The organism is Aeromonas sp. ASNIH1 (assembly GCF_002934285.1).
GTDB lineage: Bacteria > Pseudomonadota > Gammaproteobacteria > Enterobacterales > Aeromonadaceae > Aeromonas > Aeromonas caviae.
On the sequence record NZ_CP026228.1, the window covers coordinates 4,303,140 to 4,325,635 of the forward strand.

16 protein-coding genes are annotated in these 22,496 nt (G+C 63.5%); 12 read left to right on the forward strand and 4 right to left on the reverse strand.

Going from position 1 to position 22,496, the window contains the following annotated elements; all coding sequences use genetic code 11:
* Nucleotides 1-139 precede the first annotated feature (139 nt).
* The 3 genes from C2U37_RS25395 to C2U37_RS20850 are packed head-to-tail and all read right to left on the reverse strand — an operon-like array spanning nucleotide 140 to nucleotide 6,626.
* Entirely contained in the window at nucleotides 140-2,065 is a 1,926-nt protein-coding gene (locus C2U37_RS25395; protein ID WP_406568516.1) for a type I secretion C-terminal target domain-containing protein, read from the reverse strand.
* The gene (locus C2U37_RS25400) at nucleotides 1,957-5,292 is read right to left on the reverse strand and encodes a hypothetical protein (protein ID WP_442778408.1); all 3,336 of its coding nucleotides are present in this window, start codon (nucleotides 5,290-5,292) and stop codon (nucleotides 1,957-1,959) included. Before C2U37_RS25400 ends, C2U37_RS25395 begins: the two co-directional genes overlap by 109 nt.
* Nucleotides 5,289-6,626, reverse strand: coding sequence for an IS4-like element ISAeme15 family transposase (locus C2U37_RS20850; protein WP_104452987.1), 1,338 nt, complete (start codon nucleotides 6,624-6,626; stop codon nucleotides 5,289-5,291). Before C2U37_RS20850 ends, C2U37_RS25400 begins: the two co-directional genes overlap by 4 nt.
* Nucleotides 6,627-7,387: 761 nt before the next feature.
* Here C2U37_RS20850 and nrfA point away from each other — a divergent pair.
* The 11 genes from nrfA (at nucleotide 7,388) to C2U37_RS20905 (ending at nucleotide 19,603) form a co-directional block, all read left to right on the forward strand.
* Nucleotides 7,388-8,833, forward strand: coding sequence for an ammonia-forming nitrite reductase cytochrome c552 subunit (gene nrfA / locus C2U37_RS20855; protein ID WP_104453292.1), 1,446 nt, complete (start codon nucleotides 7,388-7,390; stop codon nucleotides 8,831-8,833).
* Between the two features lie 51 nt (nucleotides 8,834-8,884).
* On the forward strand, nucleotides 8,885-9,478 hold the full coding sequence (gene nrfB, locus C2U37_RS20860) for a cytochrome c nitrite reductase pentaheme subunit (protein ID WP_041211523.1): 594 nt from the start codon (nucleotides 8,885-8,887) through the stop codon (nucleotides 9,476-9,478).
* On the forward strand, nucleotides 9,475-10,155 hold the full coding sequence (locus C2U37_RS20865; RefSeq protein ID WP_039041283.1) for a 4Fe-4S dicluster domain-containing protein: 681 nt from the start codon (nucleotides 9,475-9,477) through the stop codon (nucleotides 10,153-10,155). Before nrfB ends, C2U37_RS20865 begins: the two co-directional genes overlap by 4 nt.
* 87 nt (nucleotides 10,156-10,242) lie before the next feature.
* On the forward strand, nucleotides 10,243-11,196 hold the full coding sequence (gene nrfD / locus C2U37_RS20870) for a cytochrome c nitrite reductase subunit NrfD (protein WP_123059448.1): 954 nt from the start codon (nucleotides 10,243-10,245) through the stop codon (nucleotides 11,194-11,196).
* Between the two features lie 162 nt (nucleotides 11,197-11,358).
* A complete protein-coding gene (nrfE, locus tag C2U37_RS20875) occupies nucleotides 11,359-13,320 on the forward strand; it encodes a heme lyase NrfEFG subunit NrfE (RefSeq protein ID WP_104452989.1) in 1,962 nt (653 codons plus the stop codon).
* Nucleotides 13,317-13,916 (forward strand): DsbE family thiol:disulfide interchange protein, encoded by a 600-nt coding sequence (locus C2U37_RS20880; protein WP_104452990.1) that lies wholly within the window; start codon nucleotides 13,317-13,319, stop codon nucleotides 13,914-13,916. The genes nrfE and C2U37_RS20880 overlap by 4 nt, the downstream gene beginning before the upstream one ends.
* Nucleotides 13,913-15,103 carry a heme lyase NrfEFG subunit NrfF gene (nrfF, locus tag C2U37_RS20885; protein WP_104452991.1) on the forward strand — a complete coding sequence of 397 codons (1,191 nt, stop codon included), beginning with the start codon at nucleotides 13,913-13,915 and terminating at the stop codon, nucleotides 15,101-15,103. The genes C2U37_RS20880 and nrfF overlap by 4 nt, the downstream gene beginning before the upstream one ends.
* A 350-nt stretch (nucleotides 15,104-15,453) precedes the next feature.
* Nucleotides 15,454-16,374, forward strand: coding sequence for a serine hydrolase (locus C2U37_RS20890; protein WP_029314613.1), 921 nt, complete (start codon nucleotides 15,454-15,456; stop codon nucleotides 16,372-16,374).
* A gap of 161 nt (nucleotides 16,375-16,535) precedes the next feature.
* Nucleotides 16,536-16,676 (forward strand): DUF2256 domain-containing protein, encoded by a 141-nt coding sequence (locus C2U37_RS20895; protein WP_080770115.1) that lies wholly within the window; start codon nucleotides 16,536-16,538, stop codon nucleotides 16,674-16,676.
* Nucleotides 16,676-18,196 carry a cryptochrome/photolyase family protein gene (locus C2U37_RS20900; protein ID WP_104452992.1) on the forward strand — a complete coding sequence of 507 codons (1,521 nt, stop codon included), beginning with the start codon at nucleotides 16,676-16,678 and terminating at the stop codon, nucleotides 18,194-18,196. Before C2U37_RS20895 ends, C2U37_RS20900 begins: the two co-directional genes overlap by 1 nt.
* A gap of 153 nt (nucleotides 18,197-18,349) precedes the next feature.
* On the forward strand, nucleotides 18,350-19,603 hold the full coding sequence (locus tag C2U37_RS20905) for a D-amino acid dehydrogenase (protein ID WP_104452993.1): 1,254 nt from the start codon (nucleotides 18,350-18,352) through the stop codon (nucleotides 19,601-19,603).
* Nucleotides 19,604-19,665: 62 nt separating this feature from the next.
* Here the strand turns inward: C2U37_RS20905 and C2U37_RS20910 are convergent, their stop codons facing one another.
* Entirely contained in the window at nucleotides 19,666-20,364 is a 699-nt protein-coding gene (locus C2U37_RS20910) for a TetR/AcrR family transcriptional regulator (RefSeq protein ID WP_185975438.1), read from the reverse strand.
* Between the two features lie 183 nt (nucleotides 20,365-20,547).
* Here C2U37_RS20910 and C2U37_RS20915 point away from each other — a divergent pair, with 183 nt between their 5' ends.
* On the forward strand, nucleotides 20,548-22,479 hold the full coding sequence (locus C2U37_RS20915) for an amidohydrolase (protein ID WP_104452994.1): 1,932 nt from the start codon (nucleotides 20,548-20,550) through the stop codon (nucleotides 22,477-22,479).
* The last annotated feature ends 17 nt before the right edge of the window (nucleotides 22,480-22,496 follow it).

Consider the following 22,496-nt stretch of genomic DNA (forward strand, 5'->3'; position numbering starts at 1 on the left):
CTAGCACAGTGAAAAGCAGCAACAACACCCACTCTGTTAAAAACCACATCCCATTGCCACCACCATAAAACATCAAGCCAGCATATTCAGCCAAAAAAAAGAGCCGGCATTCGCCGGCTCTTTGCATCATCTCACCCCATCAGGGGTGCTGGATGATCAGGCTGTGCTGATCCAGCATGGATTGCAGGATGTCGTGAGAGGAGGAGCCGCTCAGGTTCCAGCCACTCAGATCCACGTCCTTCAGGGTGATCTGCTGGGTGACATTGCCATCCCCCGCCGGGGAGACCGACAGGCTCACGTCACTCAGGCCATTGCCGGTGCTGGTCACCGATGCCTGGAGATGACCCAGCAGGCCATCCACGCTGTTGTCGGTCACCCCCTTGAGCAGGTCCGCCAGATCGATCCTGTCCCCCTCCTGGGGACGGAAGTCGGTGATGGTGTCTATCGCCGGAGAGGCCGTCGTCCCCTCGTCACCACTGCCCCACACGAAGAGATCGCTGCCGGCGCCACCGGTCAGGATGTCGTTGCCCTGACCGCCCCGCAGCACATCATCTCCCATGCCGCCCAGGAGGCGATCATTGCCGGAGGAGCCGAACAGCCAGTCCCCCTGATCCGAGCCCAGCAGATCGTGACCGCTCTGGCTGTGGATGGTGATGGTCTCCGTGGCCGAGCTCAGGGTGCTGCCACCCAGGCTGGATTCGGCACTCAGGGTGAGGGCATGATCCCCCGCCGGCAGATCCTTGAGGTAGATGGGCACGGACTGGTCCATCGGCAGCAACCAGTCGTTGCCATCCGCGTGGCCGACGCTCTGGCCGTGCTCGTCCACCACCTGGGCGCTGCCGAGGTTCTGGATCCGCACCGACAGCTCACCCGGGGCCGGATTGACCACGCTGGCGCTGAGGTTGAGCGGCACCCAGGCCCCTTGCAACGCAAGGATATCGTGGGTGCCGACCCCCAGTTGGGGATCGTCCGGCTCGGCCGTCACCTGGATGGCAATCTGGGCGCTGTCGGTCAGGACGCCACCGGCACCGGTATTGCCCTGATCCGAGGTGGTGATGCTCAGGTTGTCCAGACCCCAGAAGTCCCTGGCTGGCTCGTAGTGCAGGTTGCCTGCCAGCAGGCCGTTGAGATCATCGAGCGACCCGACCAGGGTCACCACGCTGGTCCCCGCCCCCTGCACCGAGACGGCGCCTGCCGCCCCCAGCAGGGTCAGCACACCGTGCTCCACCCGCAGCACCATGGAGATGGGGGCGCTGCCCGCATCCACGTCCTTCACGCTGATCCCGGTGAGCGACAGGGAGCCATCCTCTTTCACCTGCAATGAGCCCGGCACCTGAGTGACAGGGGCATCGTTGACCGGCTCGACCTCGATGGGCAGCACGTCGGTATCGCTCAGGGGACCACCGCTGCCGGTGTTGCCAAGATCATTGGTCACCATGGTCAGGGCATCCTGGCCATTGAAGTCCTGCTCGCCCTGATAGGTCACGCCCCCTGCGAGCAAGGCATTGATGGCATCCTGGGAACCGCTCAGCACCAGGGTGTTGCTGCCGCTGCCGCTCACCGTCACGCCACTGCCCGCCGCCAGTTCCAGGGTACCGTGCAGCACGGAGAGGGGGCTGTTGCCCGCATCCACATCGCTCACCTGCAGCCCGTGAATGGTGAAGGGCTGATCTTCCTGCGCCACCTGGGGCGTCGTTGGCAGCTGGTTGACGGGGGCATCGTTGACCGGTTGTACCAGGATGGGCAGCACATCGGTGTCACTCAGGGCGCCACCGCTGCCGGTATTGCCCCTATCGTCCGTCACCATGGTCAAGGCGTCATTGCCATGGAAGTCCGGGTCGCCCTGATAGGTGACGCCGCCCGAGAGCAGGGCATTGAGATCCGCCAGCGTGCCGGTCAGCACCACATCGCCGGTACCGTTGCCGGTCAGGGTCACGCCGCTCCCGGCCGGCAGGGTCAGGGTGCCGTGCTCCACCGAGAGGCGCACTTCCATGATGCCGTTGCCCGCATCCACGTCCTTGACCTGCAGACCCTGGATGACGAACGGCTCGTCCTCCTGTGCCACCTGGGGATCATCGGGCAGCACGTGACGGGGGCGTCGTTTACCGGGCTCACATCGAGATGGATGGTGCCGTTCACTTCGGGGCCGAGGGCGCCGTTGTCCAGGCTCTGGGCCGTCACCTTGATCGCCATGGCGCCGTTGGCGTCGTTGGTCACGAGCTCCACCGCGTCGAGCTTGCCGCCGTCCGTGGTGACCTGCCAGCGGCCAACGCCGAGATCCACTACGGTGCCGCTCACCCCGCTCGGCAGGCGGATTTCTGCCCCGTCCGGCACCCCTTCCAGGGTGACGCGCACCTGCTCGGGCCCGTTCTCGTGCACATTGCCAGCATTGCCGCCGGTGGCCTGGGTATCCCGGGTCTCCACCCCCAGGTTCAGGGTGATCACATCCCCTTCGGTGCCGCTCGCCTGCTCCTGCATGTCAGTGATGACCGCATCCCCCACCGGATTGACGGTGACGGTGAAGCCCGCACTGGTTTCAAGGGGCAGGGTCAGCCCCTTGTCCAGGGTGAAGGCGCTCAGGGTCAGATCCACGGTGCCGCTGAAGTCCGCAGGCGGGATCAGGGTCAGCTTGGAGAAGTCGGTGCCCACAGGCACCTGCCACACCCCACCGCCGATGTTGACCGCCGGGGCGGACAGGGTGAAGCCATCCGGCACCCCCTTGATCTGCAGCCCGACGATCTGCTCGGAGCCATCGTTGTCGATGAGGCTGGCCCCCAGCCCCCCCAGGCTCACGCTGCCATCTTCCTGGCCCGTGACGTTCTGGACCGTGAGGTTGGCCGGATCGTTCACCGGCAGCACCTCGAAGCTCACGTTGCCGCTCCAGCTCCCCCGATCCTTGCCCGTGGTGGCGGTATCGAGAATATCCACCGTCACCGCCAGCGGCACCTTACCGCTGAAGTGTTCTTTGGGCACGAACACCAGATCCTTCAGATCCGCCGGGTCGTTCACCGTGAGGGTGGAGACCGGCTGGCCGTTCTTGTCGAGGAAGTGACCATATTGGGGATCCACGGTCACGACCACCTGCTCCACGGTCTCGAAACCGCCATCGGCCACCGAGGGGCTGATGTCGGCGAGCTTGACCGAGAGATCGAGATGAATGTCGGTGTCTTCCAGGTTGTCAGGCTGGCCGTCGCCGTTTACGTCCTTCACGTTCAGTTGCAGCTCCGGCAGGCCGTCCGCCCCGCCGTTGATGTCCACCTCCGGGGTGATGGAGAGAGTGACATCCTTCTCCACCATTTTGGTGTCACCGCTCACGGTGTCGGTGTTGACCAGGCGCACATTGAAGTGCAGGCCGTCACCGGCATAGTCTTGCGGCAGGGTCAGGGTCAGGCGGTCGAGATCATAGAGGCCACCCGGCAACTTGATGAGGTACTCGCCGTTGACGAAGTCATAGGTGAGCCCCTGTACGTTGACGCCCGGAGGAAGACCAGTGATGACGATGCTGAGCTCGTCGTCCCCGCTGTCCGCCGTGCCCAGGGTCACCATCTGCTTGAGCTGGCTGCCGAAGTTGACGCCGTGATCCTCCACCCCGGTGATGGGGGTACTGTTATCAAAATCGACATCGGCGGCCACCTGACCCGAGTGGGTCGCGCCATGGAAGTCGGCGCTGGCGGTGATCTCCCGATAGGCCGGGGCGCTCACATCCCCCTCGTTGTTGTCACCAAGGTCGACCACCCTGGCGCTCACCTTGAAGGTGACGGTGCCGGTGAAGCCATCCGGCGAGCGCAGGGCATAACTGCCGAGGGCGTCGTGGGGCACCGTCCAGTTGCCCTTGCCATCGTTGATGCCGCCCACCACCACGAAGCCGGGGGGCAGATCGCTGATCACCAGGTAGTCGATAACCTCATCGCTGCTGGGGTCCAGATCCTCGAACACGAAGACGCCGTCCAGCGGGATGTCGTGCCCGTCCGGGCTCTCCAGCTGACCGGTCTGCACCAGGTTGCCATCGGGCTCCACCACCGCCTGGATATCCACATGCAGGGTGCCGTCGATCACCTTCTGGGCAGTGGCGCTGGAGTCCACATCCACTTGTGTCACCGTGACATGGCTCTGGAGGGTGGTGTCCCTGTCGCTGTCCTCGGGCCCTTTCACCAGCAGCTGGCCACCGCCGAGCAGGCTTTGCAGCTCGGCGTCGCTCAAGTCCACAGCGCCGCCGCTCACGGTCAGCTGGGTCTCGACCCCACCCACGCGGATCCAGACTTCATACCCGGGTTCGATACCGGAAAGGCTGAGGTGGGTCACCTTCTCGGCGCCGTCGGTCTGGTCAGGCTGCCAGTCGAGGACGGTGAACTGATCCTCCAGGCCATGGCTGGTCTTGGCATAGTCGGTGGCGTCGATGGCCGGCTCCACCTTGATGGTGAGGGGCACGTCGAAGCTCTTGTGATCGCCGTCGTTCTCGGTCACCACCACGTGTCCGACCAGGTGCAGATCGGCGGTGCTGTTGAGGGGCGGCTGGATCTGCAGGTTGCCGAGGCTGGTCACATCCACCTGGTAGAGGGGATTGCCCTTGCCATCGAGCCCGGCGAAGGTGAGGGTCAGCTCCTTGCCATTGCCGTCGAATACCCTGGCCCCTTCCGGCAGCCCTTCCAGCACCAGGTTCAGGGTTTCCGAGTGATCGAGCGGGGTATCCGTCCACTCCCCCGAGGTGAGCTTGAAGTCCAGCGGTGCCCGGCCATCCTCCTGGATGGTGATGCTGTAGCCGTTGCCATCCTGGGTCCAGTCGGTGGTATTGAGATCGAAATGGGGTTCATCCACTACCCCCACCAGATCCACGTGCAGGCTCTGGCTGCCGGTCTCCTTCTCGTTCACCACGGTGTGGGTCTGGCCGCTGGCATCGGTCAGGATGGCGGTGTCCTTCACCACCCCCTTGATGGTGAGATCGAAATCGACGTTGCTGTTTTTGGGCGGCAGCAGCTTGAGGTCATTGATGCGGTCATAGGGCACCTCGTAGTAGCCGTTGGCATCCAGAGTGACCGCCACCCCGCCCAGCAGCAGGGTGGCACCGGCGGGCAGGCCGCTGATGCGCACGAACAGCTGCTCGGAGCCATCCGTGGTGTCTCCCAGATGGGCGAGCCCAATCTTGCTGCCCAGATCGATCAGGGTATCTTCCTTGCCCTGGATCTCGCGCACCGTCAGCTTGGCGTCGTCCGCCAGCGGGTTCACGTTGACAATCACCTCCAGCGGATCGCCGAGGGCCGTCTCCTTGCCGGTCACCACCGCAATGCTGTTCACTTAAGCGGAGCCGCATTGCGATTTACCGGAAAACGGGTCTTTGATATCTTCACCGCCCTGGGTCTCGATGGCCTGGGGCGTTTTTCTATGAACATGACGCCTATGCAGCCCCGCAACTCCGCCAACCTCCGTGGCGTATGGGCTGGCGATAACGCGCCCGCCATCACTGCCATCTGGTTCGCGATGAACTGACAGGCAAACTTAAAGCTCACCTCATTGGGCGCTCGCTGATGGGCTACGGCGGCCTGGCTGGCCTCCCGCCTGACCAGATTGTATCCAAGCAGCAATCCCCACAGCTCCTGATAGACCAAGTTCACTTTCTTGCTTCTCAGCGTGATGGCGTTGTGCTGCATCGCGCTTTTGATATCCCGGTATCCCAGCTCGATTTCCCAGCGCTCGTGGTACAGGGTCGCCACCTGAGCTGCACTGAATCGCGCCACGGGCAGGGAGGTAAAGACCGTTTTCTCCTTGCCTGCCACCTCATAGGTCACTGCGCGAACTTGCCAGTGTGTCGGCAACGCCGGGTTTTTCTTGCGAGCCTGAGGCGAGACCGTCATTTGCAACAGACGGTCACCGTCGCCATAGCGCTCAAGTTCCGTGTATACCAGCCCCTTGCGTTCCGGGATGAGCCAGTGACGGTCGGTGTCTTCGGCCTGAATACGCAGCAACAGGTCGGCACCGAAGAAGCCTTTATCCAGCAGGGTCACTGACTTGTCCGGCAATGAGTGAATGAACTCGCTGGCCAGGGGGATTTCCCCTTTGCGGTACGGGCTGATGGCCGCGTTGGCAATGACATGCGAGCGGACATTCATGAGCGTGACCAACCGCAGCATCGGGTAGAGTGTCTGCCGGTTGGTTGAGGTGTTACCCGAGCCGAAATGTGCTCTGAGTTCAGGCATATCCTGGGTTCGGAACAGGGCCCCATCGATGGCAAAGACCTGTAAACCGTGCCAATGGTCTTCAGGATAACGTTCCCGCCCCCACACATCGGCGCACTGTTTGAACAGCCACTCGAGCGGCTGTTTGCCGAGTCGCTGACGGGCCTGAGACAGGGCACTGTCCGCGAGCAAGGCATCATTGGCCAACCCTTCTGCACAGATGTTGAGGCGCCGAGCGACCTCGGAGATGGGCTCATTGCGGAAAAAGGCCATCCCCACGACGAGCCACAAGACCATATCAGAAGGTAAGCGGCGTCGGCGGATAGTGGCCTTTTCAGACAAGGCGGCAGCGGCAGTAATCCATTCGTCGGGAATATGGTCGGCAAAAATGGCCAGCCGAGCCAGCATGTCGCCAGATGCCTCAACAACATCGTTCAGATCGTTTGCAATAGACATAAAAAATCCGGAACTAGTGATTGGTTCCGGATTGTCCTACAGCAGAAGGATCGGTCAATGGATCCTTAACTGATCAGCATTGCCGTGACAGGCGGCTATTTTACCGTCAATAACCCCCTATAACCCTTCGTCATTTTCGAAAATATCGAAATTAAATGCCGCCAACCGTCCTATTAAATTCAATAAGACGCTATCAAGCCGCGAATATGCTGGAATAAAGCCCTTATTTTCCCTTTCATGAAAACAGATGGCTCTCTTGGCACCCATTTCTACGACAGCTTCTGTCACAAAGTCCCTTGACAGGGACCATGGTGATGGAAAACCGAAGCCTCCCCCTCACCCCTTCGCAAGCTTAATATTGAATTTAAATTCAATATCAACAGTTTATTCTCTCTCTGCATGCGGTGTATCTCTCCGCCGCCTCTCGCCCAGCCCTCCTCGCCAACATGATGAACATCGATTTTACCTATTTTCATCAAAAGAGAACGGGTGGAAATAACCCTCGGATGAGGTTCAATAATTCCACCTGGATCGCACTTTTGGCATCCCTCCCCCCCCTCAATTGATCTAGCGCAACTCCCACGGGGATAAATAATTATCCATTTTACCCATTTGGTATTATCCCCCCGAGCAATTGCATAAACACCGATTTATATGCAGCCATAACAATGGATCGGCCTGCCATGCCCGTCGATGATGAGCACAGATGTCCACACCAAGATGGAACGGTCAGGCCCGACATGGACTTTTATCTGGGAGTGATGACCGTGGGTTCATATGACAAGCTATTTCGACCAGGGCTGGCAGCCCTGCTGCTGACCGCCCTGCTGGGCGCTGGCAGTCTGGCACAGGCGGCCGACGAGGCACAAAGCAAGGGCAAGATCGAGGCGCGCAGCGAGCTGTTCGCCAAGGATCACACCGATCAGTTCACCAGCTGGAAAGGCACCAGCGAGAGCCGCGAGCGCACCGACGCCCTGGCGGAAGATCCGCAGATGGTGGTGCTCTGGGCCGGCTACCCCTTCTCCAAGGATTACAACAAGCCGCGCGGCCACTTCTATGCGCTGACCGACGTGCGGGAAACCCTGCGTACCGGCGCCCCCAAGACTGCCGAAGACGGTCCGCTGCCCATGGCCTGCTGGAGCTGCAAAGGCCCGGACGTGGCCCGCGTCATCGACGAGAAGGGTGAGGATGGCTACTTCAAGGGCATGTGGGCAAAAGGCGGACCGGAGATCGTCAACACCATCGGCTGCGCCGACTGCCACGACACCGCCTCGAAAGAGTTCAAGGAAGGGAAACCCGCCCTACACCTCTCCCGTCCCTATGCCGACCGGGCCATGACCGCCATCGGCAAGCCGTTCAAGGAGCAGGGACGCTTCGATCAGCAGTCTCAGGTGTGCGGCCAGTGCCACGTGGAGTACTACTTCAGCGGCCCCACCAAGGCGGTGAAATTCCCCTGGGACAAGGGTACGACTGTTGAGCAGATGGAAGAGTATTACGACGAGATTGGCTTTGCCGACTGGACCCATGCCCTCTCCAAGACCCCCATGCTCAAAGCCCAGCATCCGGAGTACGAGACCTGGCGCGCCGGCATTCACGGCCAGAACAACGTCGCCTGCGTCGACTGCCACATGCCCAAGGTGCAGAACGAGCAAGGCAAGGTCTACACCGACCACAAGGTAGGCAACCCCTTCGATCGCTTCGACCAGACCTGCCGCAACTGCCACACCCAGAGCAAGGAGATGCTGCAAGGGGTGGTCAAGCAGCGCAAGGACGCCGTCACCGAAATCAAGCTCAAAGTCGAGAAGCAGCTGGTGCACGCCCACTTTGAAGCCAAGGCCGCCTGGGATGCCGGTGCCACCGAGGCCGAGATGAAGGACATTCTGCAGGATATCCGTCACGCCCAATGGCGCTGGGACTTCTCCATCGCCTCCCACGGGGTGCAGATGCACGCCCCGGAAGTGGCGCTGCGCATGCTGGGAACCGCCCTGGACAAGGCCGCCGACGCCCGCACCAAGCTGGCACGCCTGCTGGCCGCCAAGGGGATCAGCCACGAGATCGCCATTCCTGACATCTCCAGCAAGGAGAAGGCCCAGGCCGCTCTTGGGATGGACATGAAGCAGATGAACAGCGACAAGGCCCAGTTCCTCAAGACCACAGTCCCCGCCTGGGATGCCGAGGCCAAAGCGGCCGGACGGCTCGCACAATGACGAGGCATGCGGGCCCGCAGTGTCGGGCCCGCAGCCGGATGGAGGCTTCCTATGGGTGATTTAACAATGGATTTCTTACGACTGATGCTGATGGCAGCCATGCTGCTGACCAGCCTGCAGGGCCAGGCGGCCGATGCGGCAACCGCCCCGGCACCGACTACACATGAAGTGGAATTTCTGCGCAGTGCCGACAAGGCCTGCACCGACTGCCACAAGGAGCAGGTCGAAGGCATGCACGGCAAGCACGGCCAGGCGACCAACCCCAACAACCTGGCGCCGGTAACCTGCACCAACTGCCACGGTCAACCCTCCCCCCAACACCGGGAAGGGGTCAAGGACGTGATGCGCTTTAGCGACAGCTTCAATGACAAACAGAGTACCGAGCGCTACCCCATCGCCGAGCAGAACGGGGTCTGCATGAGCTGTCACGAGCCCAAAGTGCTGCGCGAGGCGCTCTGGGCCCACGACGTGCACGCCACCAAGCTCACCTGCACCAGCTGCCACCAGCTGCACCCGGCCAAGGAGCCCATGGTGGCTATTCCGGAGAAGTCTCGCATCAAGCTCTGCGTCGACTGCCACAGCAAGCAGCATGAGGCCGTCAAGGCGGCCAAGGCGAACACCACCTCGGGCAAGGAGGTACCATGAGCTGCTCTCGCCGTCACTTCATGGCGGGGATGAGCGCGGGGGCCCTCATCATGATGACAGGGCCGACTCGCTCCCTTGCTACCCCCCTCGCCCACAGCCAGACCATCGACGGGGTCCGCTTTGGCATGCTCCACGACGAGACGGCCTGCATCGGCTGTACCGCCTGCATGGATGCCTGCCGGGAGGTGAATCAGGTGCCAGAGGGGGTCTCGCGCCTCGAGATCATCCGCTCCGGCCCCATCGGCACCTTCCCCGATGCCGAGTACCACTTCTTTCGCAAGTCCTGCCAGCACTGCGACAACGCCCCCTGCGTGCACGTCTGCCCCACCGGTGCCTCCCATATCCGCAAGGAGGATGGCATCGTCGACGTCAACCCGGATCTCTGCGTTGGCTGCATGTACTGTCTGGCTGCCTGCCCCTATCAGGTGCGCTTTATCAACCCTGTGACCAAGGTGGCCGACAAGTGCGACTTTTGCCGCAAGACCAACCTGGCGGCGGGCAAGGAGCCGGCGTGCGTGGAATCCTGCCCCACCAAGGCGCTGGTGTTCGGCAATCTGGATGACCCGGACAGCCCCATCGCCAAACGGCTGGTAAAGGAGACCACCTATCGCTACAAGCAGGCACTCGGCACTTCGCCCAAGATGTACCGCGTGCCCAAAGGGGAGATAAAGTCATGACGATGCAAGAGGCATTTCACTTCCCTTCCCTTGTGTGGGGATTTGTCCGATCGCCATCTACCGCAGTAACAGAAGGAGGAATGGATCATGTTGCATGATGCATTTCACTTCCCCTCGCTGGTGTGGGACTGGCCCATAGCCATCTACCTGTTCCTGCTCGGCATCTCCGCCGGGGCCACCACCCTCTCGGTGCTGCTGCGCCGCAAGGGAGCCGGCAGCGAGAGCGGCATCATCAAGGCGACTGCCATTCTGGCGCCGGTGAGCGTGGTGCTGGGGTTACTGATCCTCATCTTCCACCTGGCCCGCCCCTGGACCTTCTGGAAGCTGATGTTCCACTACCAGTTCGACTCCGTGATGTCGATGGGGGTCATGCTGTTCCAGGTCTACATGGCGGTGCTGTTCGCCTGGCTGGCAGTGGTGTTTCGGGCCGAGATCGAGACCTTGCGCAGTCACCTGCTGCAAGAGAAGTTCGCCTTTGTGGATAATCTCATCGCTTGGCTTGCCCGCATCGAGCGGCTGCTGGCGCCGCTCTTGCTGCTGCTTGCCGTGCTCTTGGGGGCCTACACCGGCTTTCTGCTCTCCGCGCTCAAGACCTATCCGCTGTTGAACAACCCGGTGCTGCCGGTGCTGTTCCTCATCTCCGGCGTCAGCTCCGGCATCGCCTCCACCATCTTGCTGGCGGTCACCCTGTTCAAGGAGAACCATCACAGCCAGGGAGTGAGCTTTGTCCACCGCTTCGAGCGGCCGGTGCTGGCGGTGGAGGTGTTGCTGCTGGTCTGCTTCTTTACCGGCCTCTACTTCGGTGGCGGCCAGAAGGAGGCAGCCATGTGGGCCGCCATCGGCAGCGGCTTCTGGGCTCAGGTGTTCTGGCTCGGGGTGGTGGGCATCGGCATGCTGCTGCCCCAGTTGCTGGCCCTGCTGGCCCCCGCGCCGCTGCGGGCCAGAAACGGCTATCTGGTGCTGGTCTGCAGCCTGACCCTGGTGGGGATCCTGCTGCTGCGCTACTTCGTGCTCTATGCCGGCCAGATGACGGTAGTTTAAAGGTATGATCACCAGCGCCAGCCACCCTCGGGTGACTGGCGCTTATTTGTTGCAATGAGTTGTTGCGATTGATTGTTGCCAGAAATGTGGATGTTATCCCCCAGCGCCGGTACGGTGCAGACGCTGCGGCATAACATAGACGAATGATTGACTGGAGGTTGTGTGCTGGCGGAGCTCGGCTATCTCTCACTGTTGCTGGCGACCGGGCTCGCCCTGCTGCAAGGGCTGCTGCCCTGGCTGGGGCTGCGGCTCGCCTCACGCCCGCTGCTGGGCTGCGCAAAGCCGCTGGCCATCCTGGTCGCGCTCCTGTTGGTGGCCGCCCTGCTGCTGCTCGCCAGCTGTTTTGGCCAGGATGACTTCACCCTGGTCTATGTGGCCCAGCACGCCAACAGCGCCCTGCCCCTTGGCTTCAAGCTGGCGGCCGTGTGGGGAGGCCACGAGGGCTCCATGCTCTTTTTCGTCTTTGCGCTGGGGCTGTGGGGCGCGCTGGTGGCCCTTTGCTCCAAACGGGTCGATCCGCTGATCACAACCCGGGTACTGGCCATCATGGGGCTGATCGTCGGGCTGTTCGGCCTCTATACCCTGATCTTCTCCAGCCCGTTTGACCGCCAGTTCCCGGGGCCGCTGGAGGGGCGCGATCTCAACCCCATGCTGCAGGACATCGGCCTCATCATCCACCCGCCCCTGCTCTATCTCGGTTATGTCGGTTTTGCGGTCAACTTCGCCTTCGCCATGGCGGCGCTGCACTCGGGTCGGCTCGATGGCGCCGTGGCCCACTGGAGCCGCCCCTGGGCGCTCGGCTCCTGGGTCTTTCTCACCGCCGGCATCGTGCTGGGCTCCTGGTGGGCCTATTACGAGCTCGGCTGGGGCGGCTGGTGGTTCTGGGATCCGGTGGAAAATGCCTCCCTCTTGCCCTGGCTGCTCGGCACCGCCCTGCTGCACGCCCTGGTGGTGTGCGAGAAGCGCGGCGCTTACGGCCACGCCGTGTTGCTGCTCTCCATCTTTACCTTTTCGCTGAGCCTGCTCGGTACCTTCGTGGTGCGCTCCGGGGTGCTCACCTCGGTACACGCCTTTGCGGTGGACCCCAGCCGCGGCCTCACCCTCTTGTTGCTGCTCGGTTTGCTATTGACCTGCGCCCTCACCCTTTTTGCCCTGCGGGCGGACATTCGCGCTCCCTATGCCCGCTTTGGCTTGCTGTCAAAAGAGGGGCTGCTCGGCGCCGCCATCCTGCTGCTTTGCGTGGCCTGCGCCAGCGTGCTGCTCGGCACCTTCTACCCCATGGTGTTCCAGTCGCTCCATCTGGGCTCGCTCTCGGTGGGCGCCCCCTATTTCAATACCATCTTCGTGCCGCTGGCCCTCTGCCTGATGGCGCTGATGACCCAGCTGCCGCGCCTGCGCTGGCAACATCTGGCAGCCCAGCGCCGCATCACGGTGCTGCTCCCATGCCTGTTCGGCCTGCTGGGGGGCACCTTGCTGAGCCTCGCCTATCCCGAACCGCTGCGGGCAAGCTGGCTGGGGCTTGCGGCCAACGTGCTGAGCCTCTGGCTGATGGCCAGCCTGCTGCTCCCGCTCTTGCAACCGATCGCCCTGCGCGAGCTCACCCTCAATCGGTTCGGCAGCCTGCTGGCCCACCTCGGGGTGGCAGTGTGCGCCCTCGGCATTGCGCAGGTGAGTCACCACAGTCAGGAGGGGGGCGCGGTACTCGCCGCAGGCCAACCCTATCGGCTCGGCGCCTTCGCGTTTCGCTACGAGGGGAGCGAGCCGCTCATCGGCCCCAACTACACCGCCGAGCGCATCACGCTTAGCGTGCACAAGGACGGTAAAGAGGTTGCGCGGCTGACCCCGGAGCGGCGTCACTACAGCGTGCGCACCATGAACATGAACGAACCCGGGATCAAATGGGGAATGCTCGGCGATCTCTACGTGGTGCTTGGCGAGAAGATGGGACCCGGCGCCTATGCCATGCGGCTGCACCATAAGCCGCTGGTGCGCTGGATCTGGCTCGGCGGCCTGTTGATGATGACGGGCGGCGCCCTGCGTCTGCTCGCCCGCCGACCGCTGCTGGCTAGCCATCCTGCGTCAGCGACCGCCCCCTACCCTCGGCTTGAACAGGAGTCCTTATGAACGCCCGTTTGCGCCTGTTCGTGCCGCTCGTGCTCACCCTGGGGCTCGGCGCCCTGCTCTGGCTCGGCCTTGGCAACAACCCCTACAGCCAGGATGAGGCCGTCGCAGGGCGCACTCTGCCAGCCTGGCAGAGTGACGATCTGTTTGGCGGCGTCCCCATCCACACCGCGGCGCTCAAGGGGGAGCCCTTCGTGCTCAACGTCTGGGCCAGCTGGTGCCCCAACTGCCGCACCGAACATCCGCTGCTGGGTGATCTGGCCAGCGCCGTGCCCCTCTATGGCCTCAACTACCGGGACAAGGGAGATGCCGCCCGCGCCTGGCTCACCGAGGCGGGCAACCCCTATCGCGCCGTGCTGGCCGACCCCGACGGCCGACTCGCGCTGGAGCTCGGCGTCTACGGCACGCCGGAAACCTATCTCTTCGCCAGTGACGGCACCCTGCTGACCCGCCACACGGGTGAGCTCACCCGGGAAGTCTGGCAACGCCAGTTTGCCCCCCAGCTTGCAAAGGCCCGCAGCAACATCGCTAGCCAGCCCGAAGTGGAAAGAGAAGCGGAGAGAGAAGTAGAGAGACAAGTGCAGGAGAGCAAACCATGAGCCGCCTCGGCCACGCCCTGATAGCGCCACTCTTGCTGGCCTTGAGCCTTGGGGCCCTTGCCAGCGGGGTCGACACCTATGAGTTTCGCCACCCCGAGCGGCAGACCCGCGCTCAGGAGCTGGCCCGCGCCCTGCGCTGCCCCCAGTGTCAGAACCAGAACCTGGTGGAGTCCAACTCCCCCATCGCCCGGGATCTGCGGCTCGAGGTCTACCGCTGGGTGGACGAGGGGCAGTCTGATGAGCAGGTGATCGCCCGCATGACGGAGCGCTTCGGCGATTTCGTGCGCTACGATCCCCCCTTCAAGCGCAGCACGGCGCTGCTGTGGGGCGGCCCCGCCCTCTTGCTGTTGCTGGCACTCAATCGCCTGCGCAGGAGCCTGCATCGCCGGCAACCGGCGCGGGTGCCGCTTGTCGGCGACAGAGCCGAGGGGGTGCTCGCCCACGACCCCAGGGCCGAACTGAACCGGCTGATCATGGCCGAGCAGCAGGCGGGGCTTGCCCCCCACAGCCGCCTCTACCGGGAGCTGGAGCTGGCCCGCCTCGCCAACGCCACCCCAACCGCCGAGCAGGCCCTGCGCGAGCGGCTGGCCAAGGACCGCACCGCCCGTCCGCTGCCCTGGCTGCGCTCCTGGATGCTGTTTGGGGCCTTGCTGCTGGCGCTGATGGCCGGTATTTATGCCGGCACCGGCCGCTATCAGGCGTGGCAGGCGTATCAGGCGCGCCCCGATCCGCTGGCGGGATTGAGCCCGCGGGATCTGCAGGACAAGGAGCTGGGCGCCCTGCACCAGCGTCTGCAAGCCAACCCCGCCGATCTCGACGGCTGGGCGGCGCTCGGCCAGCTCTATCTCTATCGGGACGAGTACGACAATGCCCTGCTCGCCTACCAGCGCCTCGCCCTGCAAGAAGGGGGCGCCAGCGCGGCGACCCAGGCCGCCCAGGCCACCGTGCTCTACTACCAGGCGGGCCAGCAGCTCACCCCGGAGGCGCAGCGTCTGCTTGATAGCGCGCTCAAGCAGGACAAGGGTGAGGTGAGCGCCCTGATGCTGCTCGCCTCCGATCACTTCCTGCACGGCCGCTACTCCCAGGCCATCGCCCTCTGGCAGCAGTTGCTGGACGAGGAGCGCCCACGCATCAACCGGGTCGCGCTGATCAAGGCCATTCAGACCGCGCGAATGATGGGAGGATGACGCGGGGCAAAACGGCGATAATGCAGCGGACCATCTTCCCTGCCGGGCGCCGTTTTTATCGCCATGGTCGCCATTAACGACCCCTTCATCATCCCAAGGCGCCGAAAGGTGCAAAAAGAGTCGTCATCCCGCCCCTCGCCAGCATATAGTGCGCCCCCGTGGTGGCGTGTCTGCCATGGCCTGGCAGGCCTCTATGACTCCCTTTTGCGGGCCCAATAGCCCCGATGCGGGGGATTTCAAGGTGCGCTGGCCCATAAAATGGAAATATCCGGCCACCAGACGTTGTGAAGCGTCAATTACCGTCATATAACTTAGCCAAATGTCCCTGTGAGTCGTAGTAGAGTCAAATCATGAACCTTCGTCCTTTTCTTCCCTTGCTGCTCGGCGCCTTCCTCCTTCCCGCCAGCATGGAAAGCGCCCATGCCAACCCGTTTTCTGCGACCTCTTCTTCCACCAACAGCCTGCTCGAACCCCGCAGCAACCTGCCGCTGAGATCCGATGCCTACGTGGTCGTCAACCCGAAAACCGGCGAGACACTGGCAGAGCGCAACGCCAACCGGGTGATGTCCATCGCCTCCATCACCAAGCTGATGACAGCGCTGGTGGTACTGGATGGCAATCAGCGCCTCAACGAGACCCTCACCGTCACCATGGATGACGTGGACAGACTCAAGGGCACGGGGTCGCGCCTCGCGGTGGGCTCGCGCCTGAGCCGCGCCGACATGCTGCACATCGCACTGATGTCCTCTGAAAACCGCGCCGCCTCCGCCTTGGGACGGCACTACCCGGGTGGCCGCAAAGCCTTTATCGAGGCAATGAATGCCAAGGCCCGCATGCTCGGCATGTGGAGCACCCATTTCGCCGACAGCACCGGGCTCAACCCCCGCAACGTCTCCACCGCACACGATCTCGCCAAACTGGCTGCTGCCGCATCCACCTACCCGCTGATCCGCCAGTACACCGCCTCCGAGCAGCGTCTGGTACGCAACGGCAAGCGCCAGCTGCACTACCTCAACTCCAACCGCCTGGTACGGGAAGGAAGCTGGCCCATTCTGGTCTCCAAGACCGGTTATATCCGCGAGGCGGGGCGCTGCCTGGTGATGGGAACCCGGGTCAACAACGAGCCCGTGGTCATGGTGCTGCTTCACGCCAACACCACGGATGAACGGGTCGCCGATGCCAGAAAGATCAAGAGCTGGCTGGAAACCTCGGGCCGCATGACCCTGACGGCGCAGTCCACTCCCCAGCCCAGGCTCTTCAGCAGCCAGTAACGGCTACGAGAACAAGGGCCCCCGAACCGGCAGGTGCGGGGGCCTTTTTCATGAGTGGCAATCACCGCCTGCTGCCTCTTTCTGCTCCCCCAGTGATCCCGACCGTATGGTGCTTCGTTAAGGAGGCAGAGAGAAACCAAGGGCATCAACAGGGCCACCACATGCACCTCAAACCCCATCTACCCGAGAAGATCTGTCCCGTCTGCCAGCGTCTTTTTGCCTGGCGGCGCAAGTGGGCCCGCTGCTGGCAGGAAGTGCGCTATTGCAGCGAACGCTGCCGTCGTCGAAAGGAGCACCCCTGATGGAGCTGCGCCTCATTCTCGGAGATCAACTGAACGCAGGTCATAGCTGGTTTCGCACGCCGGATCCCGCTGTCTGCTACCTGATGGCGGAGCTGCGCCAGGAGACGGACTACTGCCGCCACCATCGCCAGAAGGTGCTCGCCTTCTTTGCCGCCATGCGCGCCTTCGCCGCCGCCCTCACCCAGGCGGGCCACCGGGTCTGCTACCTGACTCTCGATGAGAGCGCCCCCTGGCCCGATTTGCCGAGCTTGCTGGCGGCCCAGCTCGAAGCGCATCAGGCCGAGCGCTTCGCCTGGCAGAGCCCGGACGAGTGGCGCCTTGCAAGCCAGCTGACCCAGTGGGCCTCAGGCCTTGCCATCCCGACCGCTGAGGTGGACAGCGAACATTTTCTCACCCCCCGCGATGGCTGGCGACGCTACCCCCACAGCCGGATGGAGTTCTTCTACCGCGCCCTGCGAAAGCAGTACCGGGTGTTGCTCGATGAGCGCGGCCAGCCCCTTGGGGGGCGCTGGAACTTCGATGCCGAGAATCGCGCCAAATTGCCGGCGAGCCAACCCATCCCGGCGCCCCTCACCTTTGCCAACGAGGTGAGCGACATCGATGCCATGCTGACCCGCCACGGCGTCGCCACCATTGGCAGTGCCGATGCCGACGCCCTGCCCTGGCCCGTCACCCGGCGCCAGAGCCGCGCACTGCTTGAACACTTCCTTGCACACTGTCTGCCCCACTTCGGCCGCTATCAGGACGCCCTGAGCGAGCGGGGCTGGAGCCTGTTCCACAGCCGCTTGTCGTTTTCCATGAACAGCAAGATGCTCCATCCCCTCGAGGTGATCCGCGCTGCGCAAGCTCACTGGCAGGCCAATCAGGCCACCATTTCCCTGGCGCAGGTGGAGGGGTTCATCCGCCAGATCCTCGGCTGGCGCGAGTTTGTCCGCGCCCTCTACTGGGAAAAGATGCCCGAGTATCGGCGCACCAACTTTCTCGGGGCCGAGCAACCCCTGCCCGGTTTTTTCTGGAATGGAGAAACCAGCATGGCCTGCGTGCGTCACGCCATTCGACAGTCTCTGGAGCACGCCTATGCCCACCATATCCAGCGGCTGATGGTGACCGGCAACTTCGCCCTGCTGGCGGGGATCCACCCTGACGAGGTGGATACCTGGTATCTGGGCATCTATGTGGACGCCATCGAGTGGGTGGAGCTGCCCAACACCCGCGGCATGAGCCAGTTTGCCGATGGCGGCCTGATGGGCAGCAAGCCCTACGCCAGCAGCGGCGCCTATCTCGAGCGGATGGGCCACTACTGCAAGGGGTGTCACTATCAGGTGAAGGCCCGCAGCGGGCCGGACAGCTGCCCCTTCAACAGCCTCTATTGGCACTTTCTCTGGCGCAACCGGGACAAACTTGGCAACAACCCTCGCCTCGCCCTGCCTTATGCCAACTGGGATGGCCAAACCACAGAACAGCAGCAAGCCATCCTGACGACGGCAGAGCATCATCTGCTCCACCTGGAGCGGCTCTGAATCGACCGGATTTCATGCCAGAAAGTGAGCAAATGACAACATTGAGAGCCAGTTAACAAAATGTGAATAGCGATAACCACCAATGACATCGACACCAGTTGAATATCCTGTGGCGGCTGATTAAGGTGGAGGCCCCAGTCAAGGAGAGACAAGATGGACATAGTGGTACTCGGTGGTGGCGTGGTCGGTGTGACCAGCGCCTGGTATCTGGCCAAGGCCGGTCACAAAGTGACCCTGCTGGAGCGGCGTGACGGGGTGGCCCTTGAAACCAGCCATGCCAACGCGGGTCAGATCTCCCCGGGTTATGCTTCCCCCTGGGCTGCCCCCGGCATTCCCCTCAAGGCCGCCAAATGGCTGCTGCAAAAGCACGCCCCCTTCACGGTGCGGCCCACCTCGGACCCCTTCCAGCTGCGCTGGATGCTGAAGATGTTCGCCAACTGCACGCCGGCGGCCTATGCGGTCAACAAGGGGCGCATGGTACGGCTGGCCGAATACAGCCGCGACTGCATGAAGCAGTTGCGGGGCGAGCTGGCGCTCGACTACGAAGGGCGCCAGCTCGGCACCCTGCAACTGTTTCGCAGTCAGGCCCAGCTCGATGCCAGCCAGCGCGATATCGCCGTGCTCGAGGAGTACGGCGTCCCCTATCAGTCTCTGAATGCCGACGGCTGCGAGGAGGTCGAGCCCGCCCTGGCAAGGGTGCGTGGCAAGGTGGTGGGGGGCCTGCGCCTGCCGGGAGATGAAACCGGTGACTGTTTCCGCTTCACCCAGGCCCTGGCGGACGAGGCGCGCAAGCTCGGGGTGAGCTTCGTCTTCAACTGCGCCATCGACGAGGTCGAGATCGCAAAGGGATGCGCCGTGGCGGTCCGTGCCGGCGAGCAGCGCTTCCAGGCCGACGCCATCGTCTGTGCCCTCGGCAGTTATGGCACCGGCTTCCTGCGCCCCCTCGGAATTGAGCTCCCCGTCTACCCGGTCAAGGGGTACTCCCTCACCCTGCCGATGACGAATGCCGAGGGTGCCCCGCGCAGCACTGTGCTGGACGAGACCTACAAGGTCGCCATCACCCGCTTCGACGAACGGATCCGGGTGGGCGGCATGGCCGAACTCTCGGGCTTCAACCTGGCGCTCAACCCCAGACGCCACGATACCCTGGCCATGGTGGTGCGGGATCTCTTCCCCCAGGGGGGAAATCTGGAGCAGGCCACCTTCTGGACCGGGCTGCGCCCCATGACGCCGGACGGCACGCCCCTGGTGGGCCCAAGCCCCATTCCCGGGCTCTGGCTCAATACCGGCCACGGTACCCTGGGCTGGACCATGGCGGCCGGATCGGGCCAGTTGCTCAGCGATCTCATCTCGGGCAATACCCCGGATATCAGCGACGAGGGGCTCACCCTGGCCCGCTACGGCTGACCCGCCGCGCCCAGGACAAGAGAGGGAGTGCCTGGCACTCCCTCTCTTTATTCGCCTCCCTTCTATTCGCTCCTCTTCGCAGAGGTCTGGCAACCCGGCGCCAGCCCCGGCATCGACTGCCAGACCCGGGCGGGATCCGCCTCCTCGATGGCCGCCATCATCAGCTGCTCGCTCCAGCGTCTATGAAGTTGCCACAGCGCGCTGCCCGCCTCCCCCTGCCCCTTGGTGCACTGCTTGGCCACGTCCGCAGTCCGATAGAAGTAGCGCACCAGGGTGGTGAGCTCGGGCTCGGGCCAGCGACAGCCAAAGTGGCGCAGCCGCTCGGACCAGAACGCAATCTGGCGCACCTCGTGCTCCTGCTCGACCCCGTGCAGGGCGGGGATGAGATCCATCGCCTGCCACAGCGCCCCATACCCGACGAAGCGCTCATCCAGCACCTCCAGCGCCTGATCCAGCAGCAGCAGGGTCTGGGGCCAGCTGTCGGCCTGCTCGCGGATGCGCTCCTGCGCCTCGCACACCGCCGCCAGCCAGTCCATGGCCAGCCGGCAGATAATGGCCTCCTTGTTGGGGTAGAGATGGTAGAGCGACTTGATGCCCACCCCGGCGCGGGCGGCGATGGCATTGGTGTTGAGGGCCGCAAACCCCTGCTCCTGCAACAGGGCCAAGGTGGCCAGCTCGATGCGGCTCGCCACCTCCTGGCTGCGCAGTTGCCTGGGTTGGCGCCGCATGCAAAGTTCGGCCGGCAGCACGTGTTGTGACATTCTCTTCCCCCGATGCGGTGTCCGCCCCCAAGGGGCAACTGGTGTTCATAACTACATGATGAGACAAGGTAAACACAAGTCAAAAAAAGTGCAGTAATCGCTGGCATTTTTCAGAGTAGCTGCAATAACCATAGGTGCTCATATCTGCAGTAAGAACTGCAATTAACCCAAGGAGAGCGCGCTATGGATAGCAAACACCCCAATCTCAGGCTGGGCACCATCGCCCTGCTGCTAGGTGGCCTGCTCGGCTGCCAGCAAGACAACAGTGAGCCACCGCCCGGCAACACCCTCTATCTCAACGGCAAGATCCACACCCAGGATGGGCAACGCAGCCAGGCCGAGGCCATGGTGGTGCAAGGGGGCAAGTTCACTTACGTGGGCACTCGCGAAGGGGCCGAGGCCTTGAAAAACAGTGCGACCCAGGTGGTGGATCTGCAAGGCAAAATGGTGCTGCCGGGCCTGCACGACAACCACATCCACCTGCTCGGCACCGTGGCGCTGGACATGTGCGATCTGGACGGCCAGAGCGTCAACCTGGATCAGCTGGCGGCCAAGATCGGCGAGTGCCTGCCCCGCTACGCCCCGGCTCCCGGGGAGTGGCTGGTGGTCAACCAGTGGTCGCCCTATGACGGCAACACCCCCACCGCCACCCATGCCACCCTGCTGGCGGCCCTGGATGCGGCGGCGCCGAACAACCCCGTGATGCTGGCCGGGGTCGACGGCCATGCCGGCGGCTACAACTCCCAGGCGCTGGCGCAGGCACAGGACGAAGAGGGCAATGTGGTCGGCTTCAATGCCACCACCCTGGCTCCAGGCGGCGTGTTCGAGGCCTTCATCCCCTATGTGGATCTCGCAACCGGCGTGGTCCGGGACGCGGCCCGCAGCGCCATTGCGGTCCCCGACACCGGGGTGCTGAGCGCGGAGGGTGAACAGGCTGCGGCCCAGTATGACAAGATACTCCCCGCCATCTCCGAGCTGATGGCGTCCCGCGGCATCACGGGGGTGCAGGATGCCTGCGCCAACGACTTCATCCGGGGTCGGCTGCGCAAGATGCAGGACCAGGATCTGCTGCACATGCGCGTCACCGCCGCCACCTGCTTCAACCAGGATGACTACAGCGGCAAGCTGGACATCGACGGGCACCTGGCCAAGGCGAACCAGGTGCGCGACGCCTTCGCAGGCAACCCCCTCATCAAGGCCGATGCGGTCAAGATCTTCCTCGACGGCGTGCTGGAGGGGGATCCCTTCACCAGCCCCCCCTTCCTGCCCAATGCCGGCATGCTGGAGAACTACCACAGTCCCCATCTGGCCCTGGATCCCGCCAGCGGCGAGGTGAGCATCACTGCGGACAGCGAGGATGCGGGCAGCAACGGCATAGTCAACTACAAGGAGGCGGATCTGACGCGCTACGTCACGGCACTGGATGGGGCCGGGTTTGGCATCCACATGCACAGCATCGGCGATCGCAGCACCCGGGTGGCCCTCAATGCCCTGGAGGCGGCCCGCGCCAGCAACGGGAACAGCGGCATCCCCCACACCCTGGCTCACCTGCAGGTGGTGCATCCGGACGATCAGAAACGCCTCGGCGAGCTTGGCCTCTACCTCACCTTCACCTATGCCTGGACCACGCCCCAGCTTGCCTACGACATGCTGGTCAGCCCCTTCATCCAGCCAACCAAGGCAGGGCAGTCCCTGAGCGAAGCCATCTACGACCCCATGGGCTATCTCCATGACGCCCTCTACCCGGTCGAGCGTTCGCGCCAGGCCGGCGCCGTGCTGGTGGCGGGCAGCGACGCCCCGGTGGACAGCCGGGACCCACGCCCGTTCGCGAACATGGCCGCCGGCATAGTGAAGGCGGCCGGCAGCGGCGACGACTTCCGGGCCAGTCAGCGCACCTCCCTTGCCGAGATGCTGGCCGCCTACACCATCAACGGCGCCAGGGCGGTCCGTCAGGGCGACATCACCGGCTCCATCGAGGCGGGCAAGTCGGCGGACTTCATCGTGCTGGACAGGGACCTGTTCGCCCTGGTCAAGGCCGGCACCCCGGAGCAGATCGCCGATGCTCGGGTCGAGCAGACGGTCTTCATGGGGCAGACCGTCTATCCCAGACCCTGAATGACACGGGCCCCGCA

Bases quoted from the DNA above. Each gene is read 5' to 3' on its own strand.
- C2U37_RS20915 (WP_104452994.1), top strand. From the start codon at position 20,548: ATGGATAGCAAACACCCCAATCTCAGGCTGGGCACCATCGCCCTGCTG.
- nrfD (WP_123059448.1), top strand. From the start codon at position 10,243: ATGTTGCATGATGCATTTCACTTCCCCTCGCTGGTGTGGGACTGGCCC.
- C2U37_RS20905 (WP_104452993.1), top strand. From the start codon at position 18,350: ATGGACATAGTGGTACTCGGTGGTGGCGTGGTCGGTGTGACCAGCGCC.
- C2U37_RS20890 (WP_029314613.1), top strand. From the start codon at position 15,454: ATGAACCTTCGTCCTTTTCTTCCCTTGCTGCTCGGCGCCTTCCTCCTT.
- nrfA (WP_104453292.1), top strand. From the start codon at position 7,388: ATGACCGTGGGTTCATATGACAAGCTATTTCGACCAGGGCTGGCAGCC.
- C2U37_RS20910 (WP_185975438.1), bottom strand. From the start codon at position 20,364: ATGTCACAACACGTGCTGCCGGCCGAACTTTGCATGCGGCGCCAACCC.
- C2U37_RS20880 (WP_104452990.1), top strand. From the start codon at position 13,317: ATGAACGCCCGTTTGCGCCTGTTCGTGCCGCTCGTGCTCACCCTGGGG.
- C2U37_RS20900 (WP_104452992.1), top strand. From the start codon at position 16,676: ATGGAGCTGCGCCTCATTCTCGGAGATCAACTGAACGCAGGTCATAGC.
- C2U37_RS20895 (WP_080770115.1), top strand. From the start codon at position 16,536: ATGCACCTCAAACCCCATCTACCCGAGAAGATCTGTCCCGTCTGCCAG.
- C2U37_RS20865 (WP_039041283.1), top strand. From the start codon at position 9,475: ATGAGCTGCTCTCGCCGTCACTTCATGGCGGGGATGAGCGCGGGGGCC.
- nrfF (WP_104452991.1), top strand. From the start codon at position 13,913: ATGAGCCGCCTCGGCCACGCCCTGATAGCGCCACTCTTGCTGGCCTTG.
- C2U37_RS20850 (WP_104452987.1), bottom strand. From the start codon at position 6,626: ATGTCTATTGCAAACGATCTGAACGATGTTGTTGAGGCATCTGGCGAC.
- nrfB (WP_041211523.1), top strand. From the start codon at position 8,885: ATGGGTGATTTAACAATGGATTTCTTACGACTGATGCTGATGGCAGCC.